This window comes from Micromonospora sp. NPDC047756 (assembly GCF_055587245.1).
On sequence record NZ_JBVJGQ010000006.1, the window covers coordinates 95,776 to 119,492 of the forward strand.

Consider the following 23,717-nt stretch of genomic DNA (forward strand, 5'->3'; position numbering starts at 1 on the left):
CGTTGCCGCTCATGGGTGTGTCGCAACGGTTCAAGAGCAAGTTCCGGCGGTTCCTCCAGCGCCCCGGCTCGACCGTGGATCTTGCTCCGCTGGAGAAGCTGCTCCCGGCCATCGAGGCGCGCGAGGCTGACCTCAGCGCGCTCGACGACGCCGAGCTGACCGCGGCCGCGGGCGCCGCCGTCGGTTACGAGGAGATCTGCGCCGTCGGCCGTGAGGCCGCCCGCCGCGGCCTCGACCAGCGGCCGTACGACGTGCAGCTGCTCGGCGCGATGTCGCTGCTCTCCGGCAAGGTCGCCGAGATGGCCACCGGTGAGGGCAAGACACTGACCGCGACGATCGCCGCGTACGGTCACGTCCGGCTCGGCAACGGCCCGGTGCACGTGCTCACCATCAACGACTATCTGGCCCGCCGCGACGCCCAGTGGATGGAGCCGGTCTACACCCTGCTCGGCCTCACCGTCGGCTGGGTCAACGAGGCCTCCACCCCGCAGGAGCGACGCGACGCGTACGCCTGCGACGTCACCTACGTCTCGGTCAGCGAGGCGGGCTTCGACTACCTGCGCGACCAGCTGGTCACCGACGTCGAAGACCGGGTGCAGCCCGCGCTGACCACCGCCATCGTCGACGAGGCCGACTCGATCATGATCGACGAGGCCCGGGTGCCGATGGTCCTGGCCGGCGCGGTGCCGGGCGAGCAGGACCCGGTGCACGCCGCCGCCGCGCTCGTTCGTGGCCTGCGCAAGGGCAAGCACTACACGGTCGCCGAGGACGGGCGCAGCGTGGCGTTCACCTCCGCCGGCCTGGCCGCCATGGAGGCCAAGCTCGGCATCGACCTGTACGACGAGGAGCACGTCGAGCAGCTCTCCGCGGTCAACGTGGCGCTGCACGCGCACGCCCTGCTGCACCGCGACGTGGACTACATCGTCCGGGACGGCTCCGTCGAGCTGGTCGACGAGATGCGTGGCCGGGTGGCCCAGCGCCGCCGCTGGCCGGACGGTCTCCAGGCCGCCGTCGAGGCCAAGGAGGGGCTGGACGCCACCGCCGAGGGTGAGGTGCTCGGCACCATCGCCATGCAGGCGTACATCGCGCTCTACCCGAAGGTGTGCGGGATGACCGCCACCGCGGTGCTCGTCGGCGACCAGCTGCGGGAGTTCTTCAGCCTCGAGGTCGCGGTGATCCCGCCGAACACCCCGTGCATACGCGAGGACGAGCCGGACCGCATCTACGCCACCCGGGCGGAGAAGGACGAGGCGCTCGTCGACGAGATCCAGCGCGCGCACGCCAAGGGGCGGCCGGTGCTGATCGGCACCCTGGACGTCAAGGAGTCCGAGGGGCTCGCCGCCGGGCTGAACGCCGCCGGGGTGCCGTGCGTCGTGCTGAACGCCAAGAACGACGACGAAGAGGCCGCGATCATCGCCGAGGCCGGCGCGTACGGCGCGGTCACCGTCTCCACCCAGATGGCCGGTCGTGGCGTCGACATCCGCCTCGGCGGCAGCGACCAGACCGACCAGGAGCGGGTCGCCGAGCTGGGCGGGCTCTACGTGATCGGCAGCGGCCGGCACGACAGCCGCCGGGTGGACGACCAGTTGCGTGGTCGGGCCGGCCGGCAGGGCGACCCGGGCGGCTCGGTCTTCTTCGTCAGCCTGGAGGACGACCTCGTCGTCCGGCACGCCGCCGACTCGGTGCCGGCGTCGCCGCGGATGAACGCCGACGGTCTGGTGACCGACGAGCAGGTCGACTACGCGGTGGAGCACGCCCAGCGGGTCGCCGAGGGCGTCAACCACGAGATCCACCGCAACACCTGGCGCTACAGCGTGGTGATCGAGCAGCAGCGCAAGGCCCTTGCCGCCCGCCGGGAGCGGCTGCTCACCAGCGACGTGGCCGCGGTGATGCTGCTGGAGAAGGAGCCCGAGAAGGCCGGCGAGATGGACGAGGACCTGCTCGCCCGTGCCGCCCGGTCGATCGCGCTCTACCACCTGGACCGGCTCTGGGCCGAGCACCTGGCCGAGCTGTCCGAGGTGCGCGAGGGCGTGCACCTGCGCGCGCTGGGCCGGCTCGACCCGCTGGACGAGTTCCACCGGGCCGCGGTGCCGGCGTTCAACGACCTGATCCCGGAGATCGAGGCCCGTACCATCGCCACCTTCACCGAGACCGAATTCGATGAGGACTGGCAGCCCGACGACGGCACCCTGGTCCGGCCCACCGCCACCTGGACGTACCTGGTGCACGACAACCCGTTCGGGTCCGAGCTCGATCGTCTGATCGCGTCGATCGGGCGGCGGCTCGGCGGCGGCTCGCGCTGACGTTCGACCGTCGGGGCCCCGACCGCGCCTGCGCGCGCGACCGGGGCCCCGATTTACGCCGTTTCGACCCAGGTTTCCCAGGGTAGTAGGGCTGGTCGGTCGAGTCGGGAGAGAGCAGACGATGACACAGGTGACGATGCGTACCGGGCAGGCGCGAGACCGCACGGAGGCTGCGTACCGGTGAATCTCGACACGCGGGAACCGGTGGTGCACACCCTCGGTGTGCTGGAAGCAGCCGCACTGTTGCGGGAGCTGACCGCCGGGCTGATCGCCCTGACCGACTTTGATGAGGCGCTGCTGGCCCTGGTCCGCGTCACCCGGGACGCCGTCGCCGGGGTGCGCTGGTGCGGGTTCACCGCCCTGCGGGCCGGCGAGCCGGCCGGGGTGGCCGCCTCCGACGACGGGCTGGCCGGGCTGGACGACCTGCGACACGGGCCGGACACGCCGGCGATGAGCGCGATCCACCTGCGCGAGATGATCCTCGCCGCCGACCTGACCGGTGAGCCCCGCTGGCCGGCCTGGACGGCGCACGCCCACGACCTCGGCGTACGCGGGGTGATCTCCGCGCCGGTCGACATCGACGACCAGGTCATCGGGGCGATCAACCTGTACGCCGCCGCGCCGGACCTGCTCACCCCGCAACACCAGTTGACCGCCATGCTGCTGGCCGAACATGCCGGCCTGCTGCTGGCCGCCGTCCGGGACCGCAACCGACAACTCGCCCTCGCCGCCGAACGGGACGCCTCACTCCTGCACGACGGGGTGGTGGGCCAGGCCGTCGGCGTCATCATGACGCAGCGGGGGTGCCCCCCGGCCGAGGCCCTCGACGTGCTGCGGACCGCCGCCTCGTCGCTGGACATCCCGCTGCGCGAGGTGGCCGAGCGCCTGGTCCGGACGGTCTCCCGCCAACGCGACAACTGACCCCGGCCGGCATCTCGACGGTGGTGCCGCCCGTGATCCACGCGAATCCCTTGAACCCGCGGTGTCACAGTCGCCCGGACGCCCCGACTTCCGGGAAACCGAGTTGATCAGCGCTGGTCCGGCGGCGGCCCCCGTGCCCGTTCTCCCTACTGCCGGCGAGTCGGGCGGCATCGTTTCGTCGCGACCGGCCTCGGGTAGCACTCTGGTCAGGTGAGCTGCGCCGACCCGGGGGAGGACCGATGCAGAGCCGGCTGCGGGTGCAGGGGCACCCGATCCAACCAATGCTCGTGACGTTCCCGCTCGGGCTCTTCGTCAGCGCCACCGTCTTCGACCTCACCGACGTCGTCGGCGGGCCCGCGTTCCTCGGCGAGGTCGGCTACTGGACGGGCGTCGCCGCGCTCGTCGCCGCCGCCCTGACCGCCGTGGCCGGCATGGTCGACCTGTGGGACGTGCCGGGCGACCGTACCCGCCGCACCGCCGTCGCCTTCAACCTGGTGAACGCGGTGATGGCCGCCATGTTCCTGCTCACCTGCCTGGTCCGGTCACACTCCCCGCAGCGCGGCGCGTCGGTCACGATCCTCGCCACCGAGCTGGTCGCCCTGGCGGTCGGCGCGGTCGGCGTGCACCTGGGCGCACGGCTGATGCGCCAGTTCGACAGCGGACGTACCGAGGCCGGCGGCCTGGACGCGCTCGCCGGCATCCGTGCGGCTGGTCGATCCACGAGCCGCTGACACCTTCGCTCCCGAAGATCGCGCTTGCCACCCCCGGCCGGGCGGTGGCAATTGGGTTGCCGGCCGGGTGGCCGATCGCGAGGCTGACCGCCATGACCGATGAGCGTGACGCCGAGGACCTGATCGCGGAGGCCGCCGCCGCGCCCGTCGACGGTTGGGGCTTCGGCTGGTTGGCCGGCCGGGCCACCGAGGAGCGTCCACCCTGGGGGTACGCCCGGCTCGTCGCCGACCGGATGGCGCGGGCCGACGCGGCGCTGGACGTGGACACCGGGGGCGGGGAGGTGCTCGCCGAAGTGCCGCGTCCCCCGACAGTGTTGACGGCGACCGAGGCGTGGCCGCCGAACGTGGCGGTCGCCCGCCGGACCCTGCGCCGGGTCGGCGCGTCGGTGGTCGCGGTCGCCCCGGATGGTCCGCTGCCGTTTCGCGACGCCTCGTTCGACCTGGTGGTCAGCCGGCATCCGGTGCGTACCGACTGGGTTCAGACGGCGCGGGTGCTACGGCCCGGCGGGACGTTCCTGTCGCAGCAGATCGGTGCCGGCACCATGCGGGAGCTGAGTGAGGCGATCCTCGGGCCGTTGCCACCGCCGACTCAGCGGCACCCCGAGCACGCCGCCGCCGCCGCCGAGGACGCCGGCCTGCGGGTGGTCGACCTGCGCCGGGCCACGCTGCGGGCGACCTTCGCCGACATCGGCGCGGTGGTCTGGTTCCTGCGCAAGGTGATCTGGACGGTGCCCGGGTTCACTGTCGACCGCTACCGCACACCTCTGCGGAACCTCCACCACCGCATCGCCGAAGAGGGCCCCTTCGTCGCCCACGCCCAACGCTTCCTCATCGACGCCACCCGCCCCTGAACCACCCCACCCCGTCCCGCACCCCATCCCCGCCGAACCCTCCGCACGCGTCGAACCCTGTCCCCGCCGGACCCCCGCACGCGTCGCCCCCGTCCCCGCCGGACCCGCACGCGTCGCCCCTGTCCCCGCGCCGGACCCCCGCACGCGTCGATCTTGCACTTTCTGTCCCGGCAAAGCACTCCGATAAGGGCAATCCGACCACCGAAACTGCAAGATCGCCGGGCCGGGCCGGGTCGGGTCGGGGCGCGGCGGGGCGCGAGTCGGGAAGGGCCGGGCCGGGGTTGGGGCGGGCCGGGCCGGGCCGGGGCGGATCGGGTCGGGGCGGGGCGGGTGGGGTTAGTGGGGGTGGGTCTGGTGGTGGGTTGCCAGGACGTCGGCACCGAAGTCGCTGGCGGGGCGGCGTAGCACGGTGTGCGCGTGGTTGCCGTCCGCTGTGGTGTTGTCGTACTCGATCAGCAGGTCGTCGCCCTGCACCCGGTAGTAGTGCCGCCGCCCGGGGTGGGTCGGGCCGGCCCAGGCGAAGTGCAACGGGCCGGCGTCCAGTCGGGTCGCCTCCCGGATGGCCAGCTCGGGCGGCAACCGGTCGAGGTAGAGGGCGACCACCTGGTCGAGCAGGGCGCGGCCGGTCGGTCCGAGCCGCTGTGCCGGTACGCCGAGGGGTTCCAGCGGCGCGTCGACCCGTCCACGGGTGGCGCTGATGATGTCCGCCGGCGCCTCGTCGGCGATGATCGCGGCGGCTCGCTCGGCGGGGCCCAGCGCGTCGAGCAGGGCGCGGGCCAGGTCCTCTTCGACACCGAGTGGGCGGGAGACGGGCCGGCCGGCGTAGCGGACCGCGGCCGGGTTGGCGCCGAAGAAGATCGGCGCGGGGGAGACCTGACCGTCCACCACTGTCATGTTCACCGACAGGTGGTGACCTTCGAGTCGCCACGCCCACCGGTCGTCGCGTGCGGGGTCACCGAACACGGCCACCCAGTAGTCGGCGCTGTGCCGCCCGCGCTGCCAGCCCTCGGCCCGGTCCAGCACCTCCTCCAGCGAGATGATCGCCATCGCCTGTGCGTACGCCGGGGGGCTGAGCGCGGTGGCCAGCAACCGGTGCGCGGCCTTGCGGGCGGTGACGTCGAGCTCGGCGAGGCAGACGCCCGGTCGGGGTCGGGGCCGGTATTCCAGCCAGCGTCGGGCCGCCTCGTCGTCGAACGAGTGCACGGCGCTCTCGCGGGCGGCGGGGTCGAGCGCGGTCAGCAGCGCGGTCGCGGCCGCCCGCATCTGCTCCGGCAGGGGATCTTCCACCGACCCTGTATACCGGCCGGCCGTGCCGGTGTCAGCCGACGCGCAGCAGCTCTGTCATCTCCGGCAGGTCGAAGAAGCGTGCCGTCTCGACGGCCGACGGGTTGCCGTGTGCCGGATCCGCGCCGGCGGCGAGCAGTGCGCGGACCCCTTCGGCGCTGCTGCGGAAGACCGCCGCCGCCAACGCGGTCTGACCTCGGTCGTTGGCTCGGGTGTGGTCGGCGCCGCGGCTGAGCAGGGCGGCCACCGTGTCCGGGTGGGCGTGGTACGCGGCCAGGATGAGCAGCGTGTCGCCCTTGTCGTTGGTGAGGTTGACCGGCAGGCCGGCGTCGATCTGCGCCGCCAGTTCGTCGGTGGCGCCGGCGCGGGCCAGGTCGAACATCCGGTGCGCGAACGCCAGCGTCTCGGCGTCGAGGTTGTCGGTCACCGGTCCAGGTTAACGACATCGCTCCTGATAGGTTGCTCGGCCGGCGCGCAGGGTGGGGGGTCCGATGGGTGAGACGGTGTACGTGGGCAACGCGGGCGTCGACGGCGCCACCAACGCTGGTTGGTTGCTCGGGCACTTCGCGCCGCCGGGGGAGATCCGGCACAGCACCGACGTCGAGGTGAAGTGGGGCGTGCATCCGCCCGGGCAGGCCCGGTCGCGGTGGGCGACCGGCGAGGTGCGCACCACTCTGCTCGTACTCGTCGAGGGGTGTTTCCGGGTGGAGTTGCCGGACCGGACGGTACGGCTGGCCGCTCCGGGCGACTACGTGGTGTGGGCCCGTGGGGTGGACCATTCGTGGTTCGCCGAGCGCGCGTCGGTGGTGTTGACAGTGCGCTGGCCCTCGTTGCCGGGCTATCGCACGGACCCGCCGGTGCTGCGCTGATTCACCCGAGCGGATGACCCGTGTCCCACCAGACGGAATTACCTACTAAACCTATAGGCTTTGCCGTCTAGAGTACGAGGGCACCCCGCCGAACGACCCGCGAGGAACCGCCATGACGCACCACCGCCCGGAGCCCGACCTGCTCACCGTTGCCGCCGGGTGGGCCGACCCGGCCGGCTGGCCGGTCGCGCTGCGCTTCGATCCAGCCGAGCGCTGGTACGCCCGCCTCGCCGTCGGCGACGACCACGAGGTGTGGGCGCTGAGCTGGCTGCCCGGGCAGGGCACCGACCTGCACGACCACGGCGGCTCCTCCGGAGCGTTCCGGGTGGTCAGCGGCGCGCTCACCGAGGAGACGGTCAGCGCCGGCCGACTACGCCCTCGACTGTTGCCGGCCGGTGCGGGCCGCCGCTTCGGCCCCCGGCACGTGCACCAGGTGACCAACCGAGGCGTCGATCCGGCGGTCAGCGTGCACGTCTACCGGCCGGCGCTGCTGCGAATGACCCGCTATCACCTTCTGGACGGGCGGCTGCGGGTCGCCGAGGTCGCCGAGGCCGGCCGGTCCTGGTAGTCGCGCGCCCCGAGAACCCTGTCACCGGAAGGAATCCGAGAATGCAGATAACCGCCGAACACTGTCCCGCTCCCGTGCCGCCACCGGGCTCCCGGGGCATCGACGAGATCCTGACCGCCGCGCGGGCCCGGCTGCGTCGGCTGGACCCGGAGCGGGCGCACCTCGCGTACCGGAGCGGAGCGCTGCTCGTCGACATCCGCCCGGCCGCACAGCGGGCCGCGCACGGCGTGGTGCCGGGCTCGCTCATCGTCGAACGCAACGTGCTGGAGTGGCGCTTCGACCCGCGCTGCGCGGCCCGGCTGCCGCAGGCCGTCGACTACGACGTGCCGGTGGTGATCCTCTGCCAGGAGGGCTACACCTCGTCGCTGGCCGCTGCCGCGTTGCAGGACGTCGGCCTGCACCGGGCCACCGATGTGGTCGGTGGGTTCGCGGCCTGGCGCATCGCCGGCCTGCCGGCCCTCGGCCCGACCCCACTGCACCACCCTTCACCCCTCGCGTCCCCGGTCAACGCCGGGTGGGCGCGCCGCTGACCGTCACGCCACACCCGGCGTGGCGCGCGTACCGCCACTCAGGAGGCACCATGTCCGTCGTCGCCATCCCCACGCGCCGTCACCCCGGCGGGCGCCCGTCGGCCCGTCCGCGGACCAGCCCGACCCTGACCATCACCCTCGACCTCGTCCCCGGGCCGCTGAGCCCCCGGCTGGCCCGGCTCGTGCAGTTGCTCGGCGAGCTGGCCGAATCGGGGGAGGGTCAACTGCGTGGCGTGGAGGAGCCCGCGGCAGGGTCGCGACCGGCCCCGCGCCCCGCCGCACCGGACCACGTCCGCATCCTGGCCGGCTCGCGGCTGGTCCGCCAGGGCGACCGGGTCGTCGCCCTGACCCGCATCGAGTACGAGCTGCTGCTGTTCCTGGCCGAACGGCCCCGCCGGGTCTTCACCCGCCTGCAACTGCTCTCCAGCGTCTGGGGCTACGAGCACGCGGTGGCCCGGACGGTGGACGTTCACGTCCGCCGGCTGCGCGCCAAGCTGGCCGGCTCGGAGGTGGTCACCACCGTCTACGGCGTCGGCTACCGGCTGGCCGACGAGGCCCTGATCAGCGTGGATCACGGCAGCTGAGCCCTGGTCCGGAGGCGATGTGACCGCCTGGTGAACCGGTCGGGGACCCCCGTAACGGGGCAACTCGACGACTCTGCTGTAATCATCAGGACTCGTACGCAGAGCGAGCATCCGGCTCCGATGTGTTCGTCAATTGTCACATTCATGCAACGCAGCCGCCTCTTGACCCTCGCCCAGGCGCCGGGAAGCATCGATGAAGCGGCGTCCCGGGCCGTGGGGAGATACCCGGACCAGCCCAAGGAGGACCATGTCGGTCAGCCCCGCCTCGTCGCGTGCCGGATGGCATACGTCCCAACCCGCGGTGCCCGGTCGACCTCCCGGCGGCCAGCGTCGCCCGGCGAACACCGCCGCGCCCGTGCTCACTGTGACGCTGTCCATCCCGCTGGCCTGTGAGGAGTCGCTGACCCCGGCGGCACGCCGGCTGTTGGAGGCCGCCCGCGAGATGCTGGAGCGGGGCGAAGGCGTGATCATCGGCTCGGTCCCGACCGAACGCCGCCCCGACCAGGCACCCGCCAACCGGTCGCCGGCCCGCCCGATCAGCCCGACCATCCCCGCCCTGCACATCCTCGCCTCGTCGCGCTCGGTGCTGCGCGACGAGGAACCGCTGCCGCTGACCCGGCTGGAGTTCGACCTGCTGCTGCACCTGGTCGCCCACCCGCGCCGGGTGTTCACCCGCCTGCAACTGCTCAACGCCGTGTGGGGCTACGAGCACGCCGGCGTGCGCACCGTCGACGTGCACGTGCGTCGGCTTCGCGGCAAGGTCGGCGTCGACGTTCCACTGGTCACCACCGTCTACGGCGTGGGCTACCGGCTGGCCGACGACGCCCGGGTCACCATCGACCGCAGCGGCTGACCGGCCACACCCGCGTACCCGGCACGGGGCAGGATGGTCCGGTGCGCATCCGCCCCATCTCGCCCGACCTGCTCGTCACCGAGCTGACCGGCCGGCTGGCCGACGAGGCGACCCGCGCCGCGAGCGCCGCGGCCGGGCCCGCGCGGCTGCGGGTGGCAGTGGACGGCGCTCCCGCCGCCGGCGCCGACGAACTGGCCGCGGCGCTGGTCGACCCGCTGCGCGCCCAGGGCCACCCGGTGCTGCACGTGCGCGCCACCGACTTCCTGCGCCCCGCGTCGCTGCGCTTCGAACTGGGGCGCACCAACCCGGACTCCTTCTACGAGGCCTGGGTCGACGAGGCCGGGCTGCGCCGGGAGGTGCTCGACCCGGCCGCCGCCGGCGGCAGCGGCCGGCTGCTCCCGTCGCTCTGGGACGCCGACGCCGACCGGGCCAGCCGCGCCCGCTACGTCGACCTGGCACCCGGCGGCGTCGTCCTGGTCAGCGGCTCACTGCTGCTCGGCGGCGGTCTGCCCTTCGACGTGACCGTCCACCTGGAGTTGTCCCCGGCGGCGCTTCGCCGACGCACCGAAGCGGCCCAGCGCTGGGCGCTGCCGGCCTTCGACCGGTACGCCGAGGAGGTCGTCCCGGCGAGCTTCGCCGACGTCGTGGTACGCGCCGACGACCCCCGCCGACCGGCGCTCGTGGAGCCCGGCGAAAACGACTGACAACAACCGAGAATTCGTCGGTTTGCCCGGCTGGTCCGGCGGGTACTCGCCCGGCTCACAGAGCACGGGTGATCGCCCGCGCACCGAACGCTACCGTGACCGGGGCCCCGCGCCGCCGGCACCCGGTTCACCTTGAGCCACAGGCCCAGGAAAGGCAGGCAGCGATGCTCGTCCACGACACGGTCGGTACGGCCCGGTCCCAGACGGAGATCGACCAGATCCGACAGTCGCTCCAGGCGCGCTACGACGAGCTGACCGCGGAGTACGACCAGGCGGTGCTCCAGAGCCAGGTGCTGCGGCTGGTGGAGGTCGGCGACACCGCCGGCGACGACCAGGCCGACAGCGGCACCAAGACGGCCGAGCGGGACACCGCCCAGTCCCTGTTGCGCACCATCCTCGACCGCCGCGCCCAGTACGAGCACGCCCTCGGCCGGCTCGAGGAGGGCACCTACGGCTGGTGCGAGGGCTGCTCGGCGGCGATTCCGGTGGAGCGGCTGGAGATCTTCCCGTCCGCCACCACCTGTGTGACGTGCAAGCAGACTCGCGAGCGGCGGGCGGCCTGAGCCACCTCAGCGGTTGCCGGTCGGTCCGGGACGCGATGGACTTCAGCCATGGGTGACATCCTCGTGGGCACCGCGTCCTGGACCGACCGCACGCTGCTGGACTCGGGGTGGTATCCGCAGACCGCCGACACCCCGGAGAAGCGGCTGGCCTATTACGCCAGGCAGTTCCCGCTGGTCGAAGTGGACGCCACCTACTACTCGCCGCCCGCCGAGGCGACCGCGCGGCTGTGGGCCGAACGCACCCCCGCCGGCTTCACCTTCAACATCAAGGCGTTCAGCCTGCTGACCGGGCATCCCACCCGGGTCAGCGCGCTCTACAAGGACCTGCGCCCGGAGACCGACAAGAAGAACGTCTACCCCGACGACCTGCCCGCGCAGTCGTACGAGGAGGTGTGGACGCGTTTCCTGTCCGCGCTGGACCCGCTGGTCGAGGCCGACAAGCTGGGCGCGCTGCTGTTCCAGTTCCCACCCTGGTTCACCATCAAGCGGGCCAACAAGCAGTACCTGCTGGAGGTGGCGAAGCGCTGCGCCCCGCTGCGCCCGGCATACGAGTTCCGGCACGCCTCCTGGTTCGACGGCGACAACGCCGACGAGACCCTGGCCTTTCTGCGCGAGCACGAGCTGCCGTACGTCTGCGTGGACATGCCCCAGGGCCACCGTTCGTCGCTACCCCCGGTGCTGGCCGCCACCGCGGACCTCGCGGTCATGCGCTTCCACGGGCACAGCGACAAGTGGACCAGCAAGGACATCCACGAGAAGTTCGGCTACCACTATTCCAAGCGCGAGTTGGCCGACTGGGCGCCGAAGCTGCGGGAGCTGGCCGACGAGGCCGGCCAGACCCACGTGCTCATGAACAACTGCTACCGCGACTACGCGCAGACCAACGCCGCGACCCTCGCGGCTCTCCTCGACGTCGACTGACCTCACCCGATCAGGGTGGTGCCCCCTCACCCCACCCGCCGGCAGATTGGACGCGGTGGGTTCGGCCGTCCTCGGGCGGCCGACGCCGGAGACGACACGGAGGTGACGGGGATGACGGTTCGAGTGGTGACGGATCGACGGCGCGGTGCCGTCCTGCACGTGGTCGGCACGCCCGACAACGCCCGGCGCGCCCCGCAGGGCAGCCCGGTGCGGGCCCGCCGTGGCCCGGTGGGGCCGCCGCGCCGCGCCGACGACCGACGGTGGGACACCACGGAACGGGGGTCGACCGATGGCTGACTCGATGATCTCGGCGTTCGAGTCCTCGCTGGACAAGACGAACCTCATTCTCAAGGACATCGAGAACGCCTACGGCTGGCCGAAGGAACGACGCAACCAGTCGTACGCGGCCCTGCGCACGGTGCTGCACCTGCTGCGTGACCGGCTGCCGGTGGACGAGAGCGTGGAGTTCGCCCAGCAGTTGCCGGTGCTGGTACGGGGCATCTACTTCGATGGCTGGGTGCCGTCCGACGTGCCGATCAAGCTCAACCGTGACGACTTCCTCTACGAGGTTCGGCAGGGCTTCCCGTACGACGCGGAGGGTGGCCCGGAGCGGGTTACGCAGGTGGTGCTGGACACGCTGCGCCGCCACGTCACCCAGGGTGAGTGGCAGGACGTGAAGGACACCATGCCCAAGGACCTCGCCACGATGATGCCGTGACGGTCTGACACACCGCGAGCCCGCCCGACCGCTGTCGGGCGGGCTCAGTCGTCCTCGGCGGGCACCCGCGACACCGGGTGCCCGGCCCGGCGGGCCAGCGCGGCGAACGCCACGGCGTCCACGATCGCGGCCCCGCCCGGATCGTTGTTGAAGTAGACGTACGCCGGCTCGTGGGCGTCGAAGGCGTCGGTCAGCCGGCCCACCCAGGACCGCAGCGCGGCCCGACCGTAACGCGGCCACGGCCGTGCCCGCCCCTCGTGCAGCCGCAGGTAGCCGAAGTCGGTGGTGCGCCAGCGGGGGGCGACCGGGCGGCCCAGCCGGTCCGCCCAGACCAGCGCTGCCCGACGCCGTTCGAGGACCGTCCGGGTGGCGTCGGTCCACCAGGAGGGGTGCCGGGGCTCGACCGCTACCCGCACCTGCGTCGGGAACAGCCGCAACGTCGCGTCCAGCGCCTCGACGTCCGCCCGCAGGTTCGGTGGCAGTTGCAGCAGCACCGGGCCGAGCCGGTCACCGAGCGCGGTGGCGCGGCCGAGGAACCGGGCCACCGGCTCCTCCGGGTCACGCAGTCGCTTGATGTGGGTGAGGTAGCGGCTCATCTTCACCGCCACGCAGAAATCAGCCGGGGTGCGCGCCCGCCAGGCGGCGAAGGTGTCCCGCTCGGGCAACCGGTAGAAGGCGTTGTTGACCTCGACCGTGGCGAACCCGGCCGCGAAGTGCTCTAGCCAGAGCCGCTGCGGCAGCCCCTGCGGATAGAAGCGGCCGCGCCAGTCACGGTACTGCCAGCCGGACGTGCCCACCAGGATCACCAACCCATCCTGGCACTCTCCGCCGCCGCTCGCGAACTGCCCGTGTCGCCCCGGTTCGGCGTCTACGGTGAGGGTTAGAGAAGATCGCGCGTGGGGTACCACCCGCAGCACGACGGACCCCGGCGTACGGCGGGGCGGCACACCCGAGGGAGTACCGATGGCACTCAACGATGACGACATGCAGACCACCGGCGGCGGCGGCGCGGAGGGCCCGGCCGACGGCGGCGCGACCCCCGGTCAGCACGACGGTGGCGCCGACGGTGGCGCGGAGGGTCCCGCCGACGGTGGTGCCACCCCGGGTCAGCACGACGGTGGCGCCGATGGCAGCGCGGAGGGTCCCGCCGACGGTGGTGCCACCCCGGGTCAGCACGACGGTGGCGCCGACGGCGGCGCGGAGGGTCCCGCCGACGGTGGTGCCACCCCGGGCCAGCAGGACGGTGGCGCTGACGGCAGCGCCCGGTAGCGGCTCGCCATGACCTACCTCGACCCGCCGGGCGGCCACCACGGTCGCCCGGCGGTTCCGTCCGCCGAGGCCACCGCGGCGCTGGCCCGCTGCGTCTCGGTCGAACCGGCCAAGTTCGCCGCCGCGCACTGGGGGCACACCCCGCTGCTGTCCCGAGCCGCCGAACTGCCCGACCCGGCCGGCTTCACCGACCTGCTCAGCCCCGCCGACGCCGACGACCTGCTGAGCCGGCGCGGTCTGCGTACCCCGTTCCTGCGCGTTGCCAAGGACGGCCAGTTGGTCGCGGCTTCGCGCTGGACCGGCGGTGGCGGCGCGGGCGCGGAGATCGGCGACCAGGTGCTCGACGAGCGGGTCCTGGAGCAGTACGCGTCCGGGGCCACCCTGGTGTTGCAGGGGCTGCACCGGATCTGGCCGCCGCTCATCGACTTCGCCCGCGACCTGGGCCTCGCGCTCAACCAGCCGTTGCAGATCAACGCCTACCTGACTCCGGCCGGCAGTCAGGGCTTCGCCACCCACTACGACACCCACGACGTGTTCGTGCTCCAGGTCGACGGCCGCAAACACTGGCGGATCCACCCGCCGGTCCTGCCGGACCCGTTGGAGAAGCAGCCGTGGGGTGGACGCGCCGACGAGGTCGGCGCCACCGCGCAGGGTCCGGCCGCGCTGGACGTGGTGCTCGCCCCCGGTGACGCCCTCTACCTGCCCCGGGGGTGGCTGCACAGCGCGCAGGCACAGGACGCCAGCTCGCTGCACCTGACCGTGGGCATCCGCGCGCTCACCCGCTACGCCCTGGTCGAGGAGCTGCTGGCGCTGTCCGCCGAGGACCAGCGACTGCGGGCCAGCCTGCCGTTCGGCACCGACGTCGCCGACCCGGACGCCATCGAGCCGGAGCTGACCGAGACCGTGGAGGCGTTGCGGGACTGGCTGCTGCGCGCCGACCCGAGCGCCGTCGCGGCGCGGTTGCGTCAGCGCGCCTGGCCGGCCGCCCGCCCGGCGCCGATCCGGCCGCTCGCCCAGGCCGACGCGCTGGCCACACTGGACGCCGACTCCCGGCTCACCCTGCGGCCGGGCCTGCGGTGGCAGCTCGTGCCGCACGGGTCGGACAGCGTGGCGCTGCGGGTCTTCGACCGCACCATCACCCTGCCGGCGACCTGCGAGCCGGCCGCCCGCGCCCTGCTCAGCAACGTGGTCACCCGGGTCGGCGACCTGCCCGGACTGCCCGACGACGCCGACCGGGTCACCCTGGCCCGCCGCCTGCTCCGAGAGGCCGTCCTGGTCCCGGCCTAAGGCCGGCGGGGCGATCGGCCCGGTCTGATCGGCGGGTCGGCGATGATCAGCCGGTTGGTGGTGATCGACTCGGTCTTCCGGAAGTCGCGGTGACCGGGAGGCCAGGACAGCGGTGACCGGGAGGCCAGGACAGCGGTGACCGGGAGGCCAGGACAGCGCGGTTTTCAGGAAACCGAGTCGATCACGCCAGCGCTCGACGGTGCTGCCGCGCTCCGGGTCAGCGGCCGAGGGCCAGCAGCAGCCCGGTGGCGACCACTCCCGCACCGAGGACCACGGTGATCGGCCGGGGGCCGAGCACCGCGTGCCGGCGATCGGCCAGGACCCGCGCCGGCACCAGACCGACCAGCGGCCCGAGCAGCGTCACCACCAGCGCCAACACCGGTAGTCCGACCGCCAGGTCGCCGCCGTACCCGGTGCCGAGCGCACGGGCGCCGGCCCCCAGCGCGTACGTCAGCACGGCGCCGGCCACCCCGCACAGCGCCAGCAGCGGGTTGACCGAGCCCGGCAGCTCGCCCGGCTGACCAGCCCGGTCGAGCAGGTCACTGGCCTTGGCGAGCAGCACCACCGGGTCGGTGGCCCCGACGCCGTTCGCCGGGGCGGGCGGGCCACCGAGACGGCGGGCGCCGAGGCGTGAACGGACCTGTTGCCACAGGTGGGCCACCTCGGCGTCGACCCGTTCCTGCTGCTCACGGGCGGCGACCAGTTCCTCCTCGGCGCGCTGGAGCTGGTCGGCCGCCTCGGCGACGGCCCGCTCGGCGGCACCACACTGCCGTTCGTGCCAGGTGTGCGCCTCGGCGCGCTGCTCGCGTACCCGCGCGCTGAGATCGGCCAGCCGCCGGAGCTGCGCCGCGTACGTCTCGCTGGTCACCGGTTCGTTCATCGTGTCGGTCCATACGGGATGATCACCTGTCCGGTGCGGTGCACCGCCCGGTCGAAGAAGAGCCCCCGCCAGGGGCGGGGATACCAGTCCGGGCCGCCGGTGCCCGGATAGAGCGACGAGCCCAGCTCCCCGCCGTGCGCGTCCAGGGCCACCCAGGCGCCGATCTGGTCGGTGCGGGCAGCCGGCCCACCGAGATCGGCGCGCATCCGGGCCACACCCCGCCACCAGGCCAGCACGTGCGTGCGTCGTTCCGGCCCGTCGTGCATGATCCGGCGGAGCTGCTCCAGGCCGGTCCGCCGACCCGTGCGGGCGGCCAACGCGCCCGCCGCCGCGTCGACGGCGAACAGCAGCAGATAGTGCGGACTTCCCGGGCCGCCGAGCCCGTCGGCCGTCTCGGCCATCAGCTCCCCGACGGTCTCCTCGTCGTACCAGGCGGCGTCGTCGGCCAGGTCGTCGTAGAGGGCGCGGGCGATCGGGTCGGCGTCCGGGTCGAGGCAGGCGATGGAGAACCGGGCGGTTCCCGGCGGGTGCTGACGGGCCAGCGACCGGGCCGCCGCGTCGAGCACCGCGCACGCCTCGTCGACGCGGGTGCCGAGCACCGCGAGGTTGCGGCCCGGTGCGCGCGGCAGCCGCAGCGACGCCGAGCGGGACTGCACGTCGATGATCTCGCCGAGCAGGGCCACCGGGTTGCGCGGCGCGGTCCCGTCCGGAGGTGCGGCGAGCGCCCGGAAGTCCGGGGCGTCCGCCAGCCGGGGGATCGCGTCGCCGTCGAAGAGCCGGGCCGGCGCCGCGTCGGGGGCGCGCATCCGCCACAGCCGGTGCTGCAAGCCGCTCCAGGTCTCCCAGTCGCTGGCCGCCGGGATGCGGGCCACCTCGTTGCCCTCCACCATGCCCGACTCGGCGTTGACCACCGCGTGCCAGCGCGGCAGCGACTGCGCCGCGTCGTTGCGCTCGGCGAGGATGCGCAGCGCCTTGGGCAACGCGATGCGCAGGGCGAACTGGGCGACCAGCGCGGGACGGCCCCACAGCGCCTCGATGCCCCGCACGTCCTGCGATGCCAGGACCAGGTGGATGCCCTGGGACCGGCCGCGGCGGGCCAGGTCCTCCAACAGGTCGGCCGCCTCCCGGGCGACCACGTCCCGGCCGGCCAGCAACATCTGGAACTCGTCCACCACGGCGACGATGCGCGGCCAGTGCCCGGTCGGGTCGACCGCCCGCAGCTCGGCCAGCTTGGTCACCTCGTGCTTCTTGGCCGCGTCGGCGCGTCGGCGCAACTCCTCGGCGAGGAAGCGCAACAGCGCCAGCCCGAACTCCCGGTCGGTGTTGACGTTGATGCCGACCAGCCGCATGTGCGGCAGCCAACTCGGGTCGCGCCGGCCCTGCGCGAACCGCGCGAAGGAGACCCCCTCCTTGAAGTCCAGCAGGTAGAACTCCAGCTCGGCAGGGGAGTAGCGGGCCGCCAGCGCGCCGATCCACGCGAAGATCAAGTTGGTCTTGCCGGTGCCGGACGGCCCGCCGATCAGCGCGTGCGGTGGGTAGTCGCCGAGCGTCAACCGCACCGGCCGGCCCTGGAGGCCCTCACCGATCGGCGCGGTCAGCCCGTCGGCGGAGTCCTCCCGCCACATCAACTCGGGCGCGGGCAGCAGGTCGGTGAAGGGAGTCGGCGGCGGGCCCGCGTTCACCCGGGCGGCGACGTCCCGGCAGGTCTCGGTGACCAGCGCCGCCGGTGGCGGTGGGTCCAGCCGGACCGCCAGCCCGGCCGAGCCGCCGATCCGCGCGCCGGACCCGCCGGCCACCACCCGGGTCACCGTCGGATCCTCCGGCAACGGCACACCGTGCACCACCAGGTGTACGCCGCAGGCGGCGCCGGCCCGCACCACCCGGTCCAGTTGCCCGCGCTCGTGCCGGTTGAGCTCCTCCCCGCCGAGCAGCACCGCCACCCGCCACGGCTCGGGTCGTCGGCCGGTCGCCGCCGCCAGTTCGCGCAGCGACGCGTACTCGCCGGCGAGGACCGTCTCGTTGATCCGGCGGATCTGCTCCACCAGGTCGTCCAGCAGCGGGCCCAGCCCGCCCGGGCCGACGAAGGTGAGCAGCCCCGCCGTGCCCAACGGGGCGAACCCGGCCAGGCCGCCGCCGAGCTGGTCCGGGTCGTACCCGACCAGTCGTACCGCCCCGGGGTCGGCACGGCCGACGGCCCGCAGCAGCAACGCGGACACCACCGCGTCGCAGCCGGCGCGGTCGTCCCCGGAGAGGTGCACGTGCCCCGCGTCGAGCAGCGGCACCAGCGCGGGCACCGGGTCGACGCCGTCGATCCGGACCGTGCCGACCCGCAGCGCGCCGGGCGGCTCGGCCCGGCGGGCGGGCGTCGGCGCCCACCCGGCCCAGTCGGCCCCCGCACAGCCGGGCGCCTCCTGCCGGGCCGCGTCGGCGGCCCGGCGGGCCAGCTCCGCGAGCCGGGCGGAGTAGCGGGCGTCGATCTCGGCGATGCGGCGGTCGCGCTGGGCGCCCACCCGCTCCGGTACGGCGGCTGCGGCCCGCTGGACCCGGGCCAGTCGTTCCCGCCCGGCGCTCAGGTCGGCCTGGGCGGCGGAGAGCCGGGTGCGGGTGGCGCCCAACGCCTCGGCGAGGGTGTCCCGGACCCGGCTGGCCAGCTGACCGCGCCGGTCAGCCATCGGAGCCCCGACGCGTCGGCGCGTCCCGCCAGGGGCTGCCCGAGCGTGGGGGCGGCCCGGCGGGGCGGGGCGGCGGCGCATCCGAGCGCGGCGGCAGACCACCGGAGCGCTGCACCGCGCCGCCGGCGCGGGGAACCGCGCCCGTCGGCCGCCCGGCCCCGCCCGGTTGCTGCGTGCCCGCCGGTTGCCTGCCCCGCGCCGGTTGCCCGACATCGCCCCGCTGTTCCGCACCCGACGGCTCCTTCCCGCCGGCCGGCAGGTCCCGCCCGAGGCGGGCGAGCAGCAGCCCGGTCGCCACCCCGGCGGTCACCGCGGAGTCGGCGGCGTGCGGTGGTTCCCCCGAGGCGCGCGGCGGCGGCATCCGGCACACCCGGGTCAGCAACGTTTCCAGCACCGGCGGCGGCAGACCGGGCAGCAGGTCGCGCACGCGCCCGTCCAGCTCGCCGCGCAGCCGCCCGAGATCGGTGGCGCGTGGCGGGTGCCCGAGCAATTCGCCGGCCAGTTCACGCAGCAGCGGCGGCGCCAGCGCCGCCATGCCCAGCCCCACGTCGGCCGGGGCTCGACGCAGCTCCTTGCGGAGCCGGTCCCGGTCGCCGGAGCGGACACCACCCACCACTCGGCGCAGCAGTTCCTGGGAGTCGTTCACCCGCTCGTCGGGTTCCTCGTCGGTGCCCTCGCGCCCGCCGGTCAGCTCGGCCACCCGCACCGACCACCAGCGGCGCATCCGCACCTGCTCGGCCGGCTCCGGCGTGACCGTGGCGGGCCCGGACACCGGGGGTGTGTCGTGTCGGGGAGCGCGTTGCTGCTCAGGGCGGGGCGCCGGGGCGCCGTCCGCGCCGAGCCCGATCGCCGTCAGGTACGCCGACAGCTGTTCCTGGGCCACCCGCAGCGCGTAGCCGGCGCTCTCGGCGTGCTCGGTGGCGGCGGACAGCTCGGGCACCCCCATCGGGTTGGCCGACTCCTGTCGTACCCAGCGCAGCCGCTCCGCGGCCAGGCCGAACTTCTCCAGCGCCTGCCCGAGCAGCGCCACCGGGAACTCCTCGGTGGCGGCACGGACCTGCCCGCCGACATCCTCGATGATGGACACGGCGGCCTACAGGGTGGAGACGTAGAGCTGCGCCTGCTCCACCGCGACAAGTGTCGCGGCGAGACACTCCTCCAGCTCCTGGCTGGCCTGGGTGAGCGACGCCTGGGCCGCCTCCACCGTCTCGTGCCCGCTGCCCTCCAGCGCACCGGCCAGGGTCTGCTGTGCCTCGGAGAGTTTCTCGCCGGCCGCCTGCACGGCTGTCTGCCCGTCTCCGATCTGTTGGAGGGCGACATCGATGGCAGCCTTCAGCTCGGCGACGCTCGCCACGGCGGAACCTCCTGGGGGCGGGGAGATCTCCATTAGAGCCTATCGCCGGTTCCGAAAGAACATCCGCCCTGTCGGTGTTCCTGCCCGCCTGTCCGGAAGGCCCTCGGAAGTGCCGGGAGTCCGATCTGTGGGAGTCCCAGTGCGAGAACTTCTCAATTGTTGGTCGGGTCCTCGCGGAGCCAGCGCGGGCCGTACACCTCGGCGCCCAGCGCCGTCACCCGGCCGCGCAACTCCCGGTCGGCGGTGACCACCAGCCGCCGACGCCGCGGCGCGCCCTCCACCAGCTCGACCACCGTGTCGTCGCCGGAGCCGGCGGCGGAGACCACCCGCACACCCTCGGTGCCCGGCACGCCCCGAGCGGCCCCCTCAACCACCAGGACCACCTCCACCGGGGCGGTCAGCCGGGCCGGCAACCCGACGGTCGCCACCGGGGCGAGCGAGTCGCGCAACCGGGCAGCGGCCCCGGCACGGTCACGCCACCACCCGTTCGGGCGTGAGCCCACCACGTTGGCGCCATCCACGATCAGCAGCGGGGTCTCATCCATCCGGTCAGCCTGCCACCACCGCCCGGCCCAGGCCCGACGCCACTCCCGCAATGCCGGTCCTCCGCCACCTGCGGCGTTTGTCGGGGCGCGCGCCGGGTAGCCCCTGCCGACCGTGCCGAGCCCTACTGCGGAGGACAGACATGATGGGACCCGGTGACATCGGCTCCGACCCGTGGGACGAATTCCTGGCCAGGTACTTCGGCCGGGGCGAGGGAGGGCGCCGACCGCCGCACCGGGTCGACATCACCCGACTGATGACGGCCGACGCCCGCGAGATGCTGGCCGACGCGGCCCGACGGGCCGCGCAACGGCAGAGCAGCGACCTGGACACCGACCACCTGCTCTGGGCGGCGCTGCAACGCGAACCGCTGCGTGACCTGGTGAGTCGGGCCGGGGCCGACCCGGACACCCTGCTCAACGCCCTCGGCGGAAAGGGCGACGGCGCGCCCCGCGGAGAGGTGCCGCCCAACCTGTCGTTGACCCCCGCCGCCAAGCGGGCGCTGCTCGACGCCCACCAGCTGTCCCGCGCGATGGGCGCCAACTACATCGGCCCCGAGCACATCCTGATGGCGCTCCCGCTCAACCCGGAGTCGCCGGCCGGGCGCATGCTGGCCGCCGGCCGGATCCAACCCGAGTCGCTGCAGGCCGCCAACGCCGAGCGCGGGCCGATGACCGGGCCGAAGCCGGACCGCGGCACCCCCACCCTGGACCAGTACGGGCAGGACCTCACCGACCTGGCCCGCAACGACCAGATCGACCCGGTGATCGGGCGGGCCGACGAGATCGAGCAGGCCGTGGAGATCCTGTCCCGGCGGACCAAGAACAACCCGGTGCTGATCGGCGAGGCCGGCGTCGGCAAGACCGCCATCGTCGAAGGGCTGGCCGAACGGATCTGCGACGGCGACGTACCGCAGACCCTGCTCGGCAAGCGGGTCGTCCAGCTCGACCTGGCCGGTCTGGTCGCCGGCACCCGATACCGGGGCGACTTCGAGGAACGGCTGAAGAAGGTGATCGACGAGATCCGGGCGCACCGGGACGAGCTGATCATCTTCATGGACGAGATCCACACCCTGGTCGGAGCCGGTGGCGCCGGCAGCGAGGGCGGGATGGACGCGTCGAACATGCTCAAACCCGCCCTCGCCCGCGGTGAGCTGCGGGTGATCGGCGCGACGACGCTGGACGAGTACCGCAAGAGCATCGAGAAGGACGCCGCCCTGGCCCGGCGCTTCCAGCCGGTGCTGGTGCCCGAGCCCAGCGTCGACGACACCATCGCCATCCTGCGCGGGCTGCGCGACCGCTACGAGGCCCACCACCAGGTGCGCTTCACCGACGAGGCGCTGGTCTCGGCGGCCGAGCTGTCCGACCGGTACGTCACCGACCGGTTCCTGCCGGACAAGGCGATCGACCTCATCGACCAGGCCGGCGCCCGGGTGCGGCTGCGGACCCGCACCCCCGCGTCCGACGTGCGCGAGCTGGAGCAGGAACTCGACGAGGTACGCCGGGACAAGGAACAGGCCGTCACCGACGAGCAGTACGAGCGGGCCTCCGCGCTGCGTGACCGGATCTCCGAGCTGGAGGAGGACATCCGGCGCGCCAACGGCGAGGACGGCTCGTCCGGATCCCAGGTGCCCGAGGTGGGGCCCAAGGAGATCGCCGAGGTGGTCTCCCGGGCCACCGGTATCCCGGTCAGCCAGCTCACCGAGGAGGAACGCGACCGGCTGCTGCGCCTGGAGGGGCACCTGCACCAGAAGGTGGTCGGTCAGGACGACGCGGTCACCGCGGTCGCCGAGGCGGTGCGCCGCTCCCGGGCCGGGCTGGCCGACCCGGAGCGGCCGATGGGCAGCTTCCTGTTCCTCGGCCCGACCGGTGTCGGCAAGACCGAGTTGGCGCGGGCCCTGGCCGAGGCGTTGTTCGGCGAGGCGGACCGGATGGTCCGGGTGGACATGAGCGAGTTCCAGGAGCGGCACACGGTCAGTCGACTGGTCGGCGCGCCGCCCGGATACGTCGGCTACGAGGAGGCCGGTCAGCTCACCGAGGCGGTGCGTCGCCGCCCGTACGCGGTGGTGCTGCTCGACGAGATCGAGAAGGCCCACCCGGACGTCTTCAACATCCTGCTCCAGGTGCTCGACGACGGGCGGCTCACCGACAGTCAGGGTCGCACGGTGAACTTCAAGAACACCGTCCTGATCATGACGAGCAACCTCGGCTCCGAGCTGATCACCGGCGCCCAGCGCTCGGTCGGCTTCGGCACCGGGGACGTGGGCAGCGAGCAGGAGAGCAACGAGCTGCGCGAGCGCCTCATGCGCCGCCTGCAGGAGAACTTCCGCCCGGAGTTCCTCAACCGCATCGACGAGGTCATCATCTTCCGCCGGCTGGAGGCCGAGCAGCTGCGCGACATCACCGCGCTGCTGCTGGAGGAGACCCGCCGCCGGATGCACGCCCAGGACCTCCAGGTGGAGTTCACCACCGCCGGCATCGACTGGCTCGCCGAGCACGGCTACCAGCCGGAGTTCGGCGCCCGCCCGCTGCGCCGGGTGATCCAGCGGGAGGTGGACAACCACCTGTCCCGGATGCTGCTGGAGTCGGCGATCTCGCCGGGGCAGAAGGTCACAGTGGACGTCCGCGACGGGGCGCTCACCTTCGACGTGACAGCGGGCGAGCGGGGGTACACCGCCGCCACGACCACACACCCGCGATGAGCGGGCCGGCGCGAAGCGACGAGCACGAGGACCCGCACGAGCGCGCGGAGGCCGCGAAACCCCGGGACGAGGACGACGAGCATCCCGACCCGATCCTGGCGTCGCCCACCGCCAACCCCCGCCGGACACGGGTGCCCGCGGAGGGCCTGCATCCGAAGACCGACCAGGACGACCCGGAGACGTCCGGGCCGCCGCTGCGAGAGGAGACCTGATGGTACGCGAAGCGCGGCTCGACCCCGAGGTGGAAGTGCTCTGGGAGGACTTCCACGCCGAGGTCAACGTCCCGTCGGAGCAGTTGCGGACCTGGCTGTTGACCCGGGGCTCGGGGGAGGAGTCGTTCAGCCCGAACCCGAACCTCGACCTGCCCCAGCCCGGCCGGGAGATCCTCAAGGTGCTCAACAAGCGCAAGGTGGACCTCACCCCGGAGGACATCGAGGTGATGCGGGAGGCGGTCGAGCGGATCCGCGAGCTGATGGACGCCAAACCGTCGCGCGGCAACGCCGACGACAGCTGGCGGCACTCCCTGCTGGACCTGGGTCACGACCCGCTCGTCGAACGCTGAGCAAGGTCCACCCGCGGCGGTGCCGTCCCGAAACCCGGGACGGCACCGC

The 23,717-nt window shown here is 73.5% G+C and carries 27 protein-coding genes; 19 read left to right on the forward strand and 8 right to left on the reverse strand.

Annotated features, from left to right (window positions below; genetic code table 11):
* The first annotated feature begins 11 nt into the window (after positions 1-11).
* The 4 genes from secA2 (at position 12) to ACZ6NZ_RS20415 (ending at position 4,806) form a co-directional block, all read left to right on the forward strand.
* Entirely contained in the window at positions 12-2,303 is a 2,292-nt protein-coding gene (gene secA2, locus ACZ6NZ_RS20400) for an accessory Sec system translocase SecA2 (protein WP_366611177.1), read from the forward strand.
* Positions 2,304-2,483: 180 nt separating this feature from the next.
* Positions 2,484-3,224: a GAF and ANTAR domain-containing protein gene (locus ACZ6NZ_RS20405; RefSeq protein ID WP_465859562.1), complete on the forward strand. Its 741-nt coding sequence runs from the start codon at positions 2,484-2,486 to the stop codon at positions 3,222-3,224.
* 239 nt (positions 3,225-3,463) lie between these two features.
* On the forward strand, positions 3,464-3,955 hold the full coding sequence (locus tag ACZ6NZ_RS20410; RefSeq protein ID WP_465859563.1) for a DUF2231 domain-containing protein: 492 nt from the start codon (positions 3,464-3,466) through the stop codon (positions 3,953-3,955).
* Between the two features lie 92 nt (positions 3,956-4,047).
* Entirely contained in the window at positions 4,048-4,806 is a 759-nt protein-coding gene (locus ACZ6NZ_RS20415; RefSeq protein WP_465859564.1) for a class I SAM-dependent methyltransferase, read from the forward strand.
* A 336-nt stretch (positions 4,807-5,142) separates the two neighbouring features.
* On the opposite strand, the gene ACZ6NZ_RS20420 is transcribed toward ACZ6NZ_RS20415, so the two are convergent.
* Positions 5,143-6,093: a DUF3500 domain-containing protein gene (locus ACZ6NZ_RS20420; protein ID WP_465859565.1), complete on the reverse strand. Its 951-nt coding sequence runs from the start codon at positions 6,091-6,093 to the stop codon at positions 5,143-5,145.
* 31 nt (positions 6,094-6,124) lie between these two features.
* Positions 6,125-6,517, reverse strand: a complete 393-nt coding sequence (locus tag ACZ6NZ_RS20425; protein ID WP_366611183.1) for an ankyrin repeat domain-containing protein — start codon at positions 6,515-6,517, stop codon at positions 6,125-6,127.
* A gap of 64 nt (positions 6,518-6,581) precedes the next feature.
* Between ACZ6NZ_RS20425 and ACZ6NZ_RS20430 the strand changes: the two genes are divergently transcribed.
* The 10 genes from ACZ6NZ_RS20430 to ACZ6NZ_RS20475 all read left to right on the forward strand — a co-directional run bounded on the left by ACZ6NZ_RS20430 (position 6,582) and on the right by ACZ6NZ_RS20475 (position 12,400).
* Positions 6,582-6,959, forward strand: a complete 378-nt coding sequence (locus ACZ6NZ_RS20430; RefSeq protein WP_465859566.1) for a signal peptidase I — start codon at positions 6,582-6,584, stop codon at positions 6,957-6,959.
* A gap of 112 nt (positions 6,960-7,071) precedes the next feature.
* Complete coding sequence (locus tag ACZ6NZ_RS20435) at positions 7,072-7,527, forward strand: cysteine dioxygenase (protein WP_465859567.1); 456 nt, start codon at positions 7,072-7,074, stop codon at positions 7,525-7,527.
* A gap of 41 nt (positions 7,528-7,568) precedes the next feature.
* Positions 7,569-8,057 carry a rhodanese-like domain-containing protein gene (locus tag ACZ6NZ_RS20440; protein ID WP_465859568.1) on the forward strand — a complete coding sequence of 163 codons (489 nt, stop codon included), beginning with the start codon at positions 7,569-7,571 and terminating at the stop codon, positions 8,055-8,057.
* 50 nt (positions 8,058-8,107) lie between these two features.
* Positions 8,108-8,641, forward strand: coding sequence for a winged helix-turn-helix domain-containing protein (locus ACZ6NZ_RS20445; protein ID WP_465859569.1), 534 nt, complete (start codon positions 8,108-8,110; stop codon positions 8,639-8,641).
* 247 nt (positions 8,642-8,888) lie between these two features.
* The gene (locus tag ACZ6NZ_RS20450) at positions 8,889-9,494 is read left to right on the forward strand and encodes a winged helix-turn-helix domain-containing protein (RefSeq protein WP_355007887.1); all 606 of its coding nucleotides are present in this window, start codon (positions 8,889-8,891) and stop codon (positions 9,492-9,494) included.
* A gap of 41 nt (positions 9,495-9,535) precedes the next feature.
* Positions 9,536-10,198 (forward strand): nucleoside/nucleotide kinase family protein, encoded by a 663-nt coding sequence (locus ACZ6NZ_RS20455; protein ID WP_465859570.1) that lies wholly within the window; start codon positions 9,536-9,538, stop codon positions 10,196-10,198.
* A gap of 164 nt (positions 10,199-10,362) precedes the next feature.
* The gene (locus ACZ6NZ_RS20460) at positions 10,363-10,761 is read left to right on the forward strand and encodes a TraR/DksA family transcriptional regulator (protein WP_124823205.1); all 399 of its coding nucleotides are present in this window, start codon (positions 10,363-10,365) and stop codon (positions 10,759-10,761) included.
* Positions 10,762-10,809: 48 nt separating this feature from the next.
* Positions 10,810-11,682, forward strand: coding sequence for a DUF72 domain-containing protein (locus tag ACZ6NZ_RS20465; RefSeq protein WP_465859571.1), 873 nt, complete (start codon positions 10,810-10,812; stop codon positions 11,680-11,682).
* A 111-nt stretch (positions 11,683-11,793) separates the two neighbouring features.
* Entirely contained in the window at positions 11,794-11,979 is a 186-nt protein-coding gene (locus tag ACZ6NZ_RS20470) for a hypothetical protein (protein WP_396795076.1), read from the forward strand.
* Positions 11,972-12,400, forward strand: a complete 429-nt coding sequence (locus ACZ6NZ_RS20475; RefSeq protein ID WP_347661067.1) for a DUF2267 domain-containing protein — start codon at positions 11,972-11,974, stop codon at positions 12,398-12,400. The genes ACZ6NZ_RS20470 and ACZ6NZ_RS20475 overlap by 8 nt, the downstream gene beginning before the upstream one ends.
* Positions 12,401-12,444: 44 nt before the next feature.
* Here ACZ6NZ_RS20475 and ACZ6NZ_RS20480 read toward each other — a convergent pair whose 3' ends face one another.
* The gene (locus ACZ6NZ_RS20480; RefSeq protein ID WP_465859572.1) at positions 12,445-13,206 is read right to left on the reverse strand and encodes a DUF72 domain-containing protein; all 762 of its coding nucleotides are present in this window, start codon (positions 13,204-13,206) and stop codon (positions 12,445-12,447) included.
* Positions 13,207-13,363: 157 nt separating this feature from the next.
* Between ACZ6NZ_RS20480 and ACZ6NZ_RS20485 the strand changes: the two genes are divergently transcribed.
* Positions 13,364-13,669, forward strand: a complete 306-nt coding sequence (locus ACZ6NZ_RS20485; protein ID WP_091408405.1) for a hypothetical protein — start codon at positions 13,364-13,366, stop codon at positions 13,667-13,669.
* Positions 13,670-13,678: 9 nt separating this feature from the next.
* Complete coding sequence (locus ACZ6NZ_RS20490; protein ID WP_465859573.1) at positions 13,679-14,956, forward strand: cupin domain-containing protein; 1,278 nt, start codon at positions 13,679-13,681, stop codon at positions 14,954-14,956.
* Between the two features lie 217 nt (positions 14,957-15,173).
* Here the strand turns inward: ACZ6NZ_RS20490 and ACZ6NZ_RS20495 are convergent, their stop codons facing one another.
* The 5 genes from ACZ6NZ_RS20495 to ACZ6NZ_RS20515 all read right to left on the reverse strand — a co-directional run bounded on the left by ACZ6NZ_RS20495 (position 15,174) and on the right by ACZ6NZ_RS20515 (position 20,407).
* Positions 15,174-15,836: a hypothetical protein gene (locus ACZ6NZ_RS20495; RefSeq protein ID WP_465859574.1), complete on the reverse strand. Its 663-nt coding sequence runs from the start codon at positions 15,834-15,836 to the stop codon at positions 15,174-15,176.
* A complete protein-coding gene (locus ACZ6NZ_RS20500; protein WP_465859576.1) occupies positions 15,833-18,508 on the reverse strand; it encodes an FtsK/SpoIIIE domain-containing protein in 2,676 nt (891 codons plus the stop codon). The genes ACZ6NZ_RS20495 and ACZ6NZ_RS20500 overlap by 4 nt, the downstream gene beginning before the upstream one ends.
* Positions 18,501-19,595, reverse strand: a complete 1,095-nt coding sequence (locus ACZ6NZ_RS20505; RefSeq protein ID WP_465859577.1) for a hypothetical protein — start codon at positions 19,593-19,595, stop codon at positions 18,501-18,503. The genes ACZ6NZ_RS20500 and ACZ6NZ_RS20505 overlap by 8 nt, the downstream gene beginning before the upstream one ends.
* Before the next feature lie 6 nt (positions 19,596-19,601).
* A complete protein-coding gene (locus tag ACZ6NZ_RS20510; protein WP_030332749.1) occupies positions 19,602-19,862 on the reverse strand; it encodes a hypothetical protein in 261 nt (86 codons plus the stop codon).
* Between the two features lie 152 nt (positions 19,863-20,014).
* Positions 20,015-20,407: a PIN domain-containing protein gene (locus ACZ6NZ_RS20515; RefSeq protein WP_366611207.1), complete on the reverse strand. Its 393-nt coding sequence runs from the start codon at positions 20,405-20,407 to the stop codon at positions 20,015-20,017.
* 140 nt (positions 20,408-20,547) lie between these two features.
* Between ACZ6NZ_RS20515 and ACZ6NZ_RS20520 the strand changes: the two genes are divergently transcribed.
* From ACZ6NZ_RS20520 to ACZ6NZ_RS20530, 3 genes are read left to right on the forward strand one after another with little or no spacing between them, the layout of a single operon-like run.
* Positions 20,548-23,106, forward strand: coding sequence for an ATP-dependent Clp protease ATP-binding subunit (locus tag ACZ6NZ_RS20520; RefSeq protein WP_366611209.1), 2,559 nt, complete (start codon positions 20,548-20,550; stop codon positions 23,104-23,106).
* Positions 23,103-23,318, forward strand: a complete 216-nt coding sequence (locus tag ACZ6NZ_RS20525) for a hypothetical protein (protein WP_465859580.1) — start codon at positions 23,103-23,105, stop codon at positions 23,316-23,318. Before ACZ6NZ_RS20520 ends, ACZ6NZ_RS20525 begins: the two co-directional genes overlap by 4 nt.
* Positions 23,318-23,668: a DUF3140 domain-containing protein gene (locus tag ACZ6NZ_RS20530; RefSeq protein WP_091408434.1), complete on the forward strand. Its 351-nt coding sequence runs from the start codon at positions 23,318-23,320 to the stop codon at positions 23,666-23,668. Before ACZ6NZ_RS20525 ends, ACZ6NZ_RS20530 begins: the two co-directional genes overlap by 1 nt.
* Positions 23,669-23,717: the final 49 nt, after the last annotated feature.